At 64.7% G+C, this 11733-nt stretch carries 13 protein-coding genes; 12 read left to right on the top strand and 1 reads right to left on the bottom strand.

Going from position 1 to position 11733, the window contains the following annotated elements; translation table 11 throughout:
* The first annotated feature begins 9 nt into the window (after positions 1-9).
* From UCMB321_RS03660 to ureC, 12 genes are all read left to right on the top strand, one after another.
* Positions 10-309 (top strand): 7(1) septoil knot domain-containing protein, encoded by a 300-nt coding sequence (locus UCMB321_RS03660; RefSeq protein ID WP_040063947.1) that lies wholly within the window; start codon positions 10-12, stop codon positions 307-309.
* Between the two features lie 226 nt (positions 310-535).
* The gene (gene urtA, locus UCMB321_RS03655; RefSeq protein WP_040063946.1) at positions 536-1801 is read left to right on the top strand and encodes an urea ABC transporter substrate-binding protein; all 1266 of its coding nucleotides are present in this window, start codon (positions 536-538) and stop codon (positions 1799-1801) included.
* Positions 1802-1962: 161 nt separating this feature from the next.
* Positions 1963-3471 carry an urea ABC transporter permease subunit UrtB gene (gene urtB, locus UCMB321_RS03650; protein WP_040064041.1) on the top strand — a complete coding sequence of 503 codons (1509 nt, stop codon included), beginning with the start codon at positions 1963-1965 and terminating at the stop codon, positions 3469-3471.
* A complete protein-coding gene (gene urtC, locus UCMB321_RS03645) occupies positions 3471-4550 on the top strand; it encodes an urea ABC transporter permease subunit UrtC (RefSeq protein WP_040063945.1) in 1080 nt (359 codons plus the stop codon). Before urtB ends, urtC begins: the two co-directional genes overlap by 1 nt.
* Positions 4547-5407: an urea ABC transporter ATP-binding protein UrtD gene (gene urtD, locus UCMB321_RS03640; RefSeq protein ID WP_040063944.1), complete on the top strand. Its 861-nt coding sequence runs from the start codon at positions 4547-4549 to the stop codon at positions 5405-5407. Before urtC ends, urtD begins: the two co-directional genes overlap by 4 nt.
* A gap of 27 nt (positions 5408-5434) precedes the next feature.
* Positions 5435-6133: an urea ABC transporter ATP-binding subunit UrtE gene (urtE, locus tag UCMB321_RS03635; protein ID WP_040063943.1), complete on the top strand. Its 699-nt coding sequence runs from the start codon at positions 5435-5437 to the stop codon at positions 6131-6133.
* A 30-nt stretch (positions 6134-6163) separates the two neighbouring features.
* Positions 6164-7003 carry an urease accessory protein UreD gene (locus UCMB321_RS03630; protein ID WP_040063942.1) on the top strand — a complete coding sequence of 280 codons (840 nt, stop codon included), beginning with the start codon at positions 6164-6166 and terminating at the stop codon, positions 7001-7003.
* A 43-nt stretch (positions 7004-7046) separates the two neighbouring features.
* The gene (gene ureA, locus UCMB321_RS03625) at positions 7047-7349 is read left to right on the top strand and encodes an urease subunit gamma (protein WP_040063941.1); all 303 of its coding nucleotides are present in this window, start codon (positions 7047-7049) and stop codon (positions 7347-7349) included.
* Between the two features lie 8 nt (positions 7350-7357).
* Entirely contained in the window at positions 7358-7891 is a 534-nt protein-coding gene (locus UCMB321_RS03620; protein ID WP_040063940.1) for a GNAT family N-acetyltransferase, read from the top strand.
* A gap of 6 nt (positions 7892-7897) precedes the next feature.
* On the top strand, positions 7898-8431 hold the full coding sequence (locus UCMB321_RS03615; RefSeq protein WP_040063939.1) for a GNAT family N-acetyltransferase: 534 nt from the start codon (positions 7898-7900) through the stop codon (positions 8429-8431).
* A complete protein-coding gene (locus UCMB321_RS03610) occupies positions 8428-8736 on the top strand; it encodes an urease subunit beta (protein ID WP_040063937.1) in 309 nt (102 codons plus the stop codon). Before UCMB321_RS03615 ends, UCMB321_RS03610 begins: the two co-directional genes overlap by 4 nt.
* A 181-nt stretch (positions 8737-8917) precedes the next feature.
* A complete protein-coding gene (gene ureC / locus UCMB321_RS03605; RefSeq protein WP_040063935.1) occupies positions 8918-10618 on the top strand; it encodes an urease subunit alpha in 1701 nt (566 codons plus the stop codon).
* A gap of 136 nt (positions 10619-10754) precedes the next feature.
* Here the strand turns inward: ureC and UCMB321_RS03600 are convergent, their stop codons facing one another.
* Entirely contained in the window at positions 10755-11702 is a 948-nt protein-coding gene (locus tag UCMB321_RS03600; RefSeq protein WP_040063932.1) for a DnaJ C-terminal domain-containing protein, read from the bottom strand.
* Positions 11703-11733: the final 31 nt, after the last annotated feature.

The raw sequence follows: 11733 nt of genomic DNA, 5'->3' as shown, positions 1-11733 counted from the left end.
ATGAGTCCCATGTTGAAAACCGCCGCCCTGGCACTGCTGCTCTGCTGCTCCTTCAACGCCTCGGCCGATACCAGCGTCGATGTCTCGAAGATCTACGGCAATATCAAGTTCGTCGACAGTTTCCCCGACTACAAGGTCAAGGTCGTGAACTCCTTTGAAGACCTCAACGTGAAGAAAGTCGATTCCTTCGCCGACGCCCCTGGCAAGTGGAAAATCGTCGACAGTTTCCCTGATTACAAAATCCAGATCGTCGACTCCTTTCCCGACTTCACCATCAAGTATGTGGACTCTTTCCCGGGCGTGAACTAACCCAAACCCGGCCAGAGACACGGGGGGAGCGAGCCAGCCCTCCCTGCAGCACCAGAATGACGCATAGCCATGCCCACCGGCGCGGCAAAGCCTCCTCTTGGGGCGCCTGCCTCCCCGCCCTCCGCTAAAAAGCGACGTTTTGCTGCCTTCAGCCGACTAGGCACACCGCTTGCAATCACCCTCTCGACCTGCCCCATAACAACGTTGAGTTCATGGAGATTGCACAATGAAGCGTCGCAGCTTGCTCAAGGCTTTCACACTCTCGGCATCGATCGCCGCCATGGGCATGACCTGGACTGTCCAGGCGGCCGAGACCATCAAGGTCGGCATCCTGCACTCGCTGTCCGGCACCATGGCAATCTCCGAGACCTCGCTCAAGGACATGGCGCTGATGACCATCGACGAGATCAACGCCAAGGGCGGGGTCAACGGCAAGATGCTCGAACCGGTGGTGGTCGACCCGGCGTCCAACTGGCCGCTGTTCGCCGAAAAGAGCCGGCAGTTGCTGACCCAGGACAAGGTCGCGGTGGTGTTCGGTTGCTGGACCTCGGTGTCGCGCAAGTCGGTGCTGCCGGTGTTCGAGGAACTCAACGGCCTGCTGTTCTACCCGGTGCAGTATGAAGGCGAAGAGATGTCGCCGAACGTGTTCTACACCGGCGCCGCGCCGAACCAGCAGGCAATCCCGGCGGTGGAATACCTGATGAGCGAAGACGGCGGCGGCGCCAAGCGTTTCTTCCTGCTGGGCACCGACTACGTCTACCCGCGCACCACCAACAAGATCCTGCGCTCGTTCCTGCACTCCAAGGGTGTGGCGGACAAGGATATCGAAGAGGTCTACACCCCGTTCGGCCACGCCGATTACCAGACCATCGTCGCCAACATCAAGAAATTCTCCGCTGGTGGCAAGACCGCGGTCATTTCCACCGTCAACGGCGACTCCAACGTGCCCTTCTACAAGGAACTGGCGAACCAGGGCCTGAAAGCCACCGACGTACCGGTGGTGGCCTTCTCGGTGGGCGAGGAGGAGCTGCGCGGCATCGACACCAAGCCGCTGGTGGGCAACCTGGCGGCGTGGAACTACTTCGAGTCGGTGAGCAACCCGGTGAACCAGAAATTCGTCGCCGACTGGAAGGCCTACGCCAAGAAGAAAAACCTGCCGGGTGCCGACAAGGCGGTGACCAACGACCCGATGGAGGCCACCTACGTCGGCATCCACATGTGGGCCCAGGCGGCGGAGAAGGCCAAGTCCACCGAGGTCGACAAGGTCCGTGAGGCCCTGGCCGGCCAGACCTTCGCCGCGCCGTCGGGCTACACCCTGACCATGGACAAGACCAACCACCACCTGCACAAGCCGGTGATGATCGGCGAGATCCAGCCGGACGGTCAGTTCAACGTGGTCTGGCAGACCGAGGGACCGATCCGGGCCCAGCCGTGGAGCCCGTTCATCCCGGGTAACGACAAGAAGCCGGATTATGCGGTGAAGGGCAACTGAACAGCCGCTGAAGGTCGAGCCCGGCAGGTAGTTGCGGGCTGACCCAATCCCCCTGTAGGAGCCGGCTTGCTGGCGATTGAGGCCAGTGAGTCTTGCATTGCCTGATCGGCCGCTATCGCCAGCAATCCGGCTCCCACAGTGTCTTATGCAAGGCCAATGATATGCCCACTGCCCTCTACCGTCTTTTCTTCACCTTCGCCCTCACGCTGCTGTGGCCGATGGCCGCCCAGGCCGGCGAGGCCGAAGACTTCGTCGCCGCCAACCCCAACCAGCAGGCCGCCCTGCTGGAAGCCTGGGCCGCGCACCCGGAGCCGGCGCGCATCGAGCTGATCGATGCCCTGCACAGCGGCCAACTGACGCTCAACGGCGAAACCAGGACCCTGCGCCTGAACAACCGCCTGCGCGGCCTGATCGACACCGCCGTCGCCGCCCAGCAACTGCTCGCCGCCGACGCCAAGGTGCGCCTGGCCGCCGCCCAGCAACTGCAAAAAAGCGCCAAGCCGGCGCAACTGAAATTCCTCGACCAGCAACTGGCCGGCGAAACCAACGCCGATGTCCACGCCGCGCTCAGCCTGGCCCTGGCCAATCTGCAATTGGTCGACAGCGACCCGGCCGTGCGCCTGGCCGCCGTACGCCTGCTCGGTGATAGCGGCGACCCGCTGGCCCGGACCCGCCTCGAAGGCCTGCTGCAACCCGGTGTCGAAACCGATGCCGGCGTGCATACCGCCGCCGAAACCAGCCTGGCGCAAGTCAAACGCAGGCTGATGCTCGGTGAATGGCTCGGCCAGGCCTTCAGCGGCCTGTCCCTGGGTTCGATCCTGCTGCTTGCCGCCCTCGGCCTGGCGATCACCTTCGGCCTGCTCGGGGTGATCAACATGGCCCACGGCGAAATGCTCATGCTCGGCGCCTACGCCACCTACGTCGTGCAGCTGCTGTTCCAGCGTTTCCTGCCGCAGGCCATCGAGTTCTACCCGCTGGTGGCCCTGCCGGTGGCGTTCTTCGTCACCGCCGGGATCGGCATGGCCCTGGAGCGCACGATCATCCGCCATCTCTACGGCCGCCCGCTGGAAACCCTGCTCGCCACCTGGGGCATCAGCCTGATGTTGATCCAGCTGGTGCGCCTGCTGTTCGGCGCGCAGAACGTCGAGGTGGCCAATCCGGCCTGGCTCTCCGGCGGTATCCAGGTGCTGCCCAACCTGGTCCTGCCCTACAACCGCCTGGTGATCATCGCCTTCGCCCTGTTCGTGGTGATCCTGACCTGGCTGCTGCTGAACAAGACCCGCCTGGGCCTGAACGTGCGCGCCGTCACCCAGAACCGCAACATGGCCGCCTGCTGCGGCGTGCCCACCGGGCGCGTGGACATGCTCGCCTTCGGCCTCGGCTCCGGCATCGCCGGCCTTGGCGGCGTCGCCCTGAGCCAGATCGGCAACGTCGGCCCGGACCTGGGCCAGAGCTACATCATCGACTCCTTCCTGGTGGTGGTGCTCGGCGGTGTTGGCCAGTTGGCCGGCAGCGTCATGGCGGCCTCCGGCCTGGGCATCGCCAACAAGCTCCTCGAACCGCAGATCGGCGCGGTCCTGGGCAAGATCCTGATCCTCGCGCTGATCATTCTGTTTATCCAGAAACGCCCGCAAGGACTCTTCGCACTGAAAGGACGGGTGATCGACTGATGAACCAGCCCCTGATGCTCACCGCGACCCAAAAAGCCGGGCCCAGGCTGACGCTTGCCATCGGCGCAACCGTCCTGGCGCTGCTGCTGGCCTTGCCGCTGCTGTCGCTGCTGCCGCCCGGGAACCTGCTCCACGTCTCGGCCTATACCCTGACGCTGGTGGGCAAGATCCTCTGCTACGCCATCGTCGCCCTGGCACTGGACCTGGTGTGGGGCTACGCCGGCCTGCTGTCCCTGGGCCACGGCCTGTTCTTCGCCCTCGGCGGCTATGCCATGGGCATGTACCTGATGCGCGAGGCGTCCGGCGACCAACTGCCGGCGTTCATGACCTTCCTGTCCTGGACCGAACTGCCCTGGTACTGGACCGGCACCAGCCACTTCCTCTGGGCCCTGTGCCTGGTGGTGCTGGCGCCGGGGCTGCTGGCGCTGGTGTTCGGTTTCTTCGCCTTCCGTTCGCGAATCAAGGGCGTGTACTTCTCGATCATGACCCAGGCCCTGACCTTCGCCGGGATGCTGCTGTTCTTCCGTAACGAGACCGGCTTCGGCGGCAACAACGGCTTCACCAACTTCCGCAGCATCCTGGGGTTCGGCATCACCGAGCCGGGCACCCGCGCGGTGCTGTTCTTCGCCACCGTGGTGTTGCTGGTCGCCAGCCTCTACAGCGGCTGGCGCCTGGCCCGGAGCAAGTTCGGCCGGGTGCTGACGGCGCTGCGCGATGCGGAAAACCGCCTGATGTTCTGCGGCTACGATCCCCGTGGTTTCAAACTGTTCGTCTGGGTCTTGAGCGCCGTGTTGTGCGGCCTGGCCGGGGCGCTGTATGTGCCGCAGGTGGGCATCATCAACCCCAGCGAAATGTCGCCGACCAACTCCATCGAGGCCGCCGTGTGGGTGGCCCTGGGCGGACGCGGCAGCCTGATCGGCCCGTTGCTGGGCGCGGGCATGGTCAACGGCATGAAGAGCTGGTTCACCGTGGCCTTCCCCGAATACTGGCTGTTCTTCCTCGGCGCACTGTTTATCGTCGTGACCCTGTACCTGCCCAAGGGCGTGATCGGGTTGCTGAAGAAAAGGGGCGAACAATGAGAGTCACAGCGACTGCCGAATTCATGCTCGAACCGATCCTCGAGCCCAACAGGGACGCCGGCAGCAGCCGCGACGCCATCGGCCTCGGCCAGGCCAAGGGCGACGGCCTGGACACCCGCCACGGCACCATCCTGACCCTGGAAGACATCAGCGTCAGCTTCGACGGCTTCAAGGCCCTGAACAACCTGAACCTGTACATCGGCGTCGGCGAACTGCGCTGCATCATCGGCCCCAACGGCGCGGGCAAGACCACCCTGATGGACGTGATCACCGGCAAGACCCGGCCCAGCCACGGCAAGGCCTGGTTCGGCGAAACCCTGGACCTGTCGTCGATGAGCGAAGTGCAGATCGCCCAGGCCGGGATCGGCCGCAAGTTCCAGAAGCCGACGGTGTTCGAGGCACTGACGGTGTTCGAGAACCTGGAACTGGCGCAGAAGACCGACAAGTCGGTATGGGCCAGCCTGCGGGCACGTTTGAGCGGCGAGCAGAAAGACGGGATTGCCCAGGTCCTGGAAACCATTCGCCTGACCGGCTCGGTCAATCGCCCGGCCGGCTTGCTGTCCCACGGCCAGAAGCAGTTCCTGGAGATCGGCATGCTGCTGGTGCAGGACCCGCAACTGTTGCTGCTCGACGAACCGGTGGCGGGCATGACCGATGCCGAGACCGAGTTCACCGCCGAGCTGTTCAAGAGCCTGGCCGGCAAGCATTCGCTGATGGTGGTGGAGCACGACATGGGCTTTGTCGGCGCGATTGCCGACCATGTCACCGTGCTGCACCAGGGCAGCGTGCTAGCCGAAGGGTCGCTTGAGCAGGTGCAGGAAAACGAGCGGGTGATCGAGGTCTACCTCGGCCGCTGAAGGCACCCCATATTCAGGAACACAACCATGCTGCAAGTCGAAAAACTGCACCAATACTACGGCGGCAGCCACATCCTGCGGGGGCTGTCCTTTGACGTGAAAGTCGGCGAAGTCACCTGCCTGCTGGGGCGCAACGGCGTGGGCAAGACCACCCTGCTCAAGTGCCTGATGGGCCTGCTGCCCGCCAAGGAAGGGGCGGTGCAATGGGAAGGCAAGGCCATCACCCATTTCAAGCCGCACCAACGGGTCCACGCCGGCATTGCCTACGTCCCCCAGGGTCGGGAAATCTTCGGCCGCCTCAGCGTGGAGGAAAACCTGCTGATGGGCCTGTCGCGCTTCCCCGCCGCCGAAGCCCGGGAAGTCCCGGCCTTCATCTACGAACTGTTCCCGGTCCTGCTGCAGATGAAACAACGCCGCGGCGGCGACCTCTCCGGCGGCCAGCAGCAACAGCTCGCCATCGGCCGGGCCCTGGCCAGTCGCCCACGCCTGCTGATCCTCGATGAACCCACCGAAGGCATCCAGCCGTCGGTGATCAAGGAGATCGGCGCGGTGATCAAGAAACTCGCCGCCCGGGGCGACATGGCGATCCTGCTGGTGGAGCAGTTCTACGATTTCGCCGCCGAGCTGGCCGATCAGTACCTGGTGATGTCCCGGGGCGAGATCGTCCAGCAAGGCCGTGGAGAAAATATGGAAGCCGAAGGTGTGCGCGGACTGGTTACGATCTAACCTGTAACGTCCGGACGATAATTAGAAACCATGAATTTACCTGCCACCAACGCCCTGTTCACCCCCAGTTGGCATGCCGAGCTGGAACTCGGCTACGCCCGCTTCGGCGATTGCACGCGCCCGGTCACGCGGCGACACCTGGGGCCGTTGCGGGTGCAGAAACACCTGTACGCCGAAGGCCCCGAAGTCTGCCAGCACATCATCGTCCACCCACCGGGCGGCATTGCCGGGGGTGACCGGCTGGCCATCAGCGCCCGGGTCGAACCCGCTGCCTGGGCGCAACTGACCAGCCCCGGGGCCGCCAAGTGGTATCGCGCCACCGGACCGGCCTACCAGACCCTGGACCTGAAGGTCGCCGCCGGAGCGACCCTGGAATGGCTGCCCCAGGAAACCATCGTGTTCAGCGCGGCCCAGGCCGAACTCCGTACTACCATCGATCTGGAGGGCGACGCCCGGCTGTTCTACTGGGACATGGTCGCCCTCGGGCGCCCCGCCAGTGGCGAGCGTTTCGATCGCGGGCATTTCCACTCGCAGCTGGACATCCGCCGCGACGGTCAGCTGTTCTGGCACGAACGCCAACGCATCCGGGGCGGCGACGGCCTGCTGGATTCGCCCATCGGCCTCGACGGCCAACCGGTCTTCGCCACCCTGCTGGTCACCGGCGAGATCGACAGCGAACTGCTGGAACGCTGCCGCTCAGTGCCGGCGCGGGTGCGCGGCGACCTGACACAACTGCCCAACCTGCTGGTGGCGCGCTGCCTGGCCGGAGAGGCCTTGCACGCCCGCGCCTGGCTGATCGAGCTGTGGCGGCTGTTGCGCCCGGCCCTGCTGGGGCGCGACGCGGTGCCACCGAGGATCTGGAACACATGAATATGCCGCACCTCTTTGACTGCCTGCCAACGGACTCCGAACCATGGACCTGACACCCCGCGAAAAAGACAAACTGCTGATTTTCACCGCTGGTCTGGTGGCCGAACGGCGCCTGGCCCGCGGGGTGAAACTCAACTATCCGGAAGCCATGGCCTACATCTCGGCGGCCCTGCTGGAAGGTGCCCGCGACGGCCAGAGCGTGGCCGAGCTGATGCACTACGGCACCACGCTGCTCAGCCGCGAACAAGTGATGGAAGGCATCCCGGAAATGATCCCGGAGATCCAGGTTGAAGCCACCTTCCCCGATGGCACCAAGCTGGTCACCGTCCACCAACCCATCGCCTGAGGCCGAGCATGTCCTACGTTATCCGTGATGCCGCCCACGCCGACCTGCCGGCGATCCGTGACATCTACAACGACGCGGTACTCAACACCACCGCCATCTGGAACGAACAACCGGTGGACCTGGGCAACCGCCAGGCCTGGTTCAGCGCCCGGCAAGGCCAGGGCTACCCGATCCTGGTGATCGTCGACAGCAGCGACAGCGTGCTCGGTTATGCCTCCTTCGGCGACTGGCGCCCCTTCGAGGGCTTCCGCCACACCGTCGAACACTCGGTGTACGTACGCAGCGACCAGCGCGGCAACGGCCTGGGCCCGCGCCTGATGGCGGCCCTGATCGAGCGCGCCCGGGGCTGTGACAAACATGTAATGGTCGCCGCCATCGAAAGTGGCAACAGCGCGTCCATTCGCCTGCATGAACGCCAGGGCTTTGTCATCACCGGACAGATGCCCCAGGTGGGCGTGAAGTTCGGCCGCTGGCTGGACCTGACCTTCATGCAACTGACCTTGAATCCAGGCGCCCTGCCGCCCGCCGTCAACCAGGAGTAAGCCACCATGAACGCCGCCCAATTGCGTCGTGTGAATACCGAAAGCTTTGCGCACTACCGCCAGGGTTTGATCGATTTGCTGCTTGACGCCGTTCGGCACGGCGCCAGCGTGGGTTTCCTGGCCGACCTCGATGCCGCCCAGGCCCGGGACTACTTCGACACGGTGCAAGCGGCGCTGCAGGACGGCAGCCTGCTGCTGTGGGTGGTGGTCCGCGACGAACAGGTACTGGCCAGCGTGCAACTGAGCCTGTGCCAGAAGCCCAACGGCCTGAACCGCGCCGAAGTGCAAAAGCTGCTGGTGTACAGCGAGGCCCGGCATCGCGGTCTCGGCCAGCAACTGATCGAGGCCCTGGAACAGACGGCGCGCCAGCACAAGCGCGGCCTGTTGCACCTCGACACCGAGGTCGGTTCCGAAGCCGAAGCCTTCTACAGCGCCCTGGGCTACACCCGGGTCGGCGAACTGCCGAACTACTGCGCCACACCGGACGGTCGCTACAAGGCCACCGCCATTTACTACAAGACCCTGGGACAACCCGAATGATTCCTGGCGAATATCAGATCCAGCCCGGCGACATCGAGCTCAATGCCGGTCGCCGCACCCTCAGCCTGAATGTGGCGAACAGCGGCGACCGACCGATCCAGGTCGGCTCGCACTATCACTTTTTCGAGACCAACGACGCGCTCACCTTCGATCGCGCCGCCAGCCGCGGCATGCGCCTGAATATCCCCGCCGGTACCGCCGTGCGCTTCGAGCCGGGGCAGAGCCGGGACGTCGAGCTGGTGGAACTGGCGGGATTGCGCCGGGTGTTCGGGTTTGCCGGGCGGGTCATGGGCGACCTTGATTGAGCGGTTGCCTGCACCGACGCCATCGCCAGCAAGCCGGCTCCTACAGTTCAGCGTCGAACACAGATTCTGTGTACCGCCACAGACCTGTAGGAGCCTGGCTTGCCAGCGAAGACGGACTCAAATTCGCCATCGCCGGTACGCCTGACGCCCGGATGAAGGCTCACCCTTCCAAGGATCCACGATGAAGATTTCCAGACAAGCCTACGCCGACATGTTCGGCCCCACCGTCGGCGACAAGGTGCGCCTGGCCGATACCGAACTGTGGATCGAAGTGGAAAAGGACTTCACCACCTACGGCGAAGAAGTGAAATTCGGCGGCGGCAAGGTGATCCGTGATGGCATGGGCCAGGGCCAACTGCTGGCCGCCGAAGTCGTCGACACCCTGATCACCAACGCCCTGATCATCGACCACTGGGGTATCGTCAAGGCCGACGTCGGCCTCAAGGACGGTCGCATCGCCGCCATCGGCAAGGCCGGCAACCCGGACATCCAGCCCGACGTGAGCATCGCCATCGGCGCCAGCACCGAAGTCATCGCCGGCGAGGGCATGATCCTCACCGCCGGCGGCATCGACACCCATATCCACTTCATCTGCCCGCAGCAGATCGAAGAAGCGCTGATGAGCGGCGTCACCACCATGATCGGTGGCGGCACGGGCCCGGCCACCGGCACCAACGCCACCACCTGCACCTCCGGGCCCTGGCACCTGGCGCGCATGCTCCAGGCCGCCGACGCCTTCCCGATGAACATCGGCTTCACCGGCAAGGGCAACGCCAGCCTGCCGCAGCCGCTGATCGAGCAGGTCGAGGCCGGTGCCATTGGCCTCAAGCTGCATGAAGACTGGGGCACCACCCCCGCCGCAATCGACAACTGCCTGAGCGTGGCCGACCAGTACGACGTGCAGGTGGCGATCCACACCGACACCCTCAACGAATCCGGCTTCGTCGAGACCACCCTCGGCGCGTTCAAGGGCCGCACCATCCACACCTATCACACCGAAGGCGCGGGTGGCGGCCATGCGCCGGACATCATCAAGGCCTGCGGCTTCGCCAACGTGCTGCCCAGTTCCACCAACCCGACCCGGCCGTTCACCCGCAACACCATCGACGAGCACCTGGACATGCTGATGGTCTGCCATCACCTCGATCCAAGCATCGCCGAGGACGTGGCCTTTGCCGAAAGCCGCATCCGCCGGGAAACCATCGCCGCCGAGGACATCCTCCACGACCTCGGTGCGTTCTCGATGATCAGTTCCGACAGCCAGGCCATGGGCCGGGTCGGTGAAGTCATCACGCGCACCTGGCAGACCGCCGACAAGATGAAGCGACAACGCGGCCCGCTGCCGGGCGACGGTGACGGCAACAGCAACTTCCGGGTCAAGCGCTACATCGCCAAATACACCATCAACCCGGCGATCACCCACGGCATCAGCCATGAAGTGGGCTCGATCGAAGTGGGCAAATGGGCCGACCTGGTGCTCTGGCGCCCGGCGTTCTTCGGCGTGAAACCGACGCTGATCCTCAAGGGCGGGGCAATTGCCGCGAGCCTGATGGGCGATGCCAACGCCTCGATCCCGACCCCGCAGCCGGTGCATTACCGGCCGATGTTCGCCAGCTACGGCGGCTCATTGCACGCCACCAGCCTGACCTTTATCAGCCAGGCCGCGCAGGACGCGGGGGTCCCCCAGAGCCTGGGCCTGAAGAAAAGGATCGCCGTGGTGAAGGGCTGCCGCGACGTGCAGAAAACCGACCTGATCCACAACGACTACCTGCCGCACATCGACGTCGATCCGCAGACCTACCAGGTCAAGGCCGATGGCGTGCTGCTGTGGTGCGAGCCGGCGGACGTGTTGCCGATGGCGCAACGCTACTTTCTGTTCTGAACCCGGGCGCCCCTTGTAGGAGCCAGCTTGCTGGCGATCCGCCGCAGGCGGCCATTCAATCGAGGACAAAGCACCCCAGGCACTGGCGCAGCATCTGGCTCTCCGCCCGCAGATGCTGCACCTCCTCCAACAGGTATCAGCTACCCCAGTGCTCTCTCGGGTCGAAGGCGGCCTTTTTCGCCAGTTCCTGCCACAACGCCTTGACGGCATCGTCGTTCTGCCGCGGCATCACCGCCTTGAGTTGCACGAACAGATAACCGCGCTGCCCGGCCTTGTTCAACAGGCCGTGGCCCTTGGCCCGCATGCGCTGGCCGTTCTGGCTGCCCGCCGGGACCTTGAGGTTGATCTTGCCCGTCAGGGTCGGCACCGCGACCTCGGCCCCCAACGCCAGCTCCCAGGGGGCCAGCGGCAGGGTGATGATCAGGTTCTCGCCTTCGACCTCGAACCTGGGGTGAGGCGCGAAGCGAATCGTCAGGTACAGGTCGCCATTGGCCCCGCCGCCGATACCCGGCGCGCCCTGGCCCTTGAGACGGATACGCTCGCCGTCGGTGACACCGGCCGGAATCTTCACGTTCAGGCTCTTGCTGGTGTTGCTGACATGCTTGCCGGCCGCATTGTGCTGCGGGATGTGGAAGCTGACCTTCTTCGACTCGTTCGAGAGGCTTTCTTCCAGGAAGATCGGCAGTTCCAGTTCCACGTCCTGCCCTCGCCGACCGGCGCTGCGACCCGCTTGGCCACCCCCGAAACCGGCACCGCGCGAGCCGAAGATCGAACTGAAGAAGTCCGAGAAGTCGCCCGTGTCCGCGCCACCGCCAAAACCGCCGCGCCCCTGCCAACCCGGCGGGCCCTGGAACGGCTGGCCGTGCTGGCCGTATCGGCGCAGGTCGTCGTATTCGGCGCGCTTGTCGGCGCTTCTCAGCGCCTCATAGGCTTCGGAGGCATCCTTGAATTTCGCCTCGGCGTCCTTTTCCTTGCTGACATCCGGGTGGTACTTGCGCGCCAGCTTGCGGTACGCGGCCTTGATGGCCTTGTCGTCCGCCGTCGGCTCCACGCCCAGGATCTTGTAATAATCTTTGAAGTCCATCTAAGGATCACCATCCGTTATCGATATCGCG

It is taken from the genome of Pseudomonas batumici (assembly GCF_000820515.1).
Taxonomy (GTDB): domain Bacteria; phylum Pseudomonadota; class Gammaproteobacteria; order Pseudomonadales; family Pseudomonadaceae; genus Aquipseudomonas; species Aquipseudomonas batumici.
This window is presented reverse-complemented; position numbering and strand designations above follow the sequence as displayed.

What these genes read in the sequence shown, in the direction of transcription:
- UCMB321_RS03660 (WP_040063947.1), top strand. Translation starts at nt 10, where the DNA reads ATGTTGAAAACCGCCGCCCTGGCACTGCTGCTCTGCTGCTCCTTCAAC.
- urtA (WP_040063946.1), top strand. Translation starts at nt 536, where the DNA reads ATGAAGCGTCGCAGCTTGCTCAAGGCTTTCACACTCTCGGCATCGATC.
- urtB (WP_040064041.1), top strand. Translation starts at nt 1,963, where the DNA reads ATGCCCACTGCCCTCTACCGTCTTTTCTTCACCTTCGCCCTCACGCTG.
- urtC (WP_040063945.1), top strand. Translation starts at nt 3,471, where the DNA reads ATGAACCAGCCCCTGATGCTCACCGCGACCCAAAAAGCCGGGCCCAGG.
- urtD (WP_040063944.1), top strand. Translation starts at nt 4,547, where the DNA reads ATGAGAGTCACAGCGACTGCCGAATTCATGCTCGAACCGATCCTCGAG.
- urtE (WP_040063943.1), top strand. Translation starts at nt 5,435, where the DNA reads ATGCTGCAAGTCGAAAAACTGCACCAATACTACGGCGGCAGCCACATC.
- UCMB321_RS03630 (WP_040063942.1), top strand. Translation starts at nt 6,164, where the DNA reads ATGAATTTACCTGCCACCAACGCCCTGTTCACCCCCAGTTGGCATGCC.
- ureA (WP_040063941.1), top strand. Translation starts at nt 7,047, where the DNA reads ATGGACCTGACACCCCGCGAAAAAGACAAACTGCTGATTTTCACCGCT.
- UCMB321_RS03620 (WP_040063940.1), top strand. Translation starts at nt 7,358, where the DNA reads ATGTCCTACGTTATCCGTGATGCCGCCCACGCCGACCTGCCGGCGATC.
- UCMB321_RS03615 (WP_040063939.1), top strand. Translation starts at nt 7,898, where the DNA reads ATGAACGCCGCCCAATTGCGTCGTGTGAATACCGAAAGCTTTGCGCAC.
- UCMB321_RS03610 (WP_040063937.1), top strand. Translation starts at nt 8,428, where the DNA reads ATGATTCCTGGCGAATATCAGATCCAGCCCGGCGACATCGAGCTCAAT.
- ureC (WP_040063935.1), top strand. Translation starts at nt 8,918, where the DNA reads ATGAAGATTTCCAGACAAGCCTACGCCGACATGTTCGGCCCCACCGTC.
- UCMB321_RS03600 (WP_040063932.1), bottom strand. Translation starts at nt 11,702, where the DNA reads ATGGACTTCAAAGATTATTACAAGATCCTGGGCGTGGAGCCGACGGCG.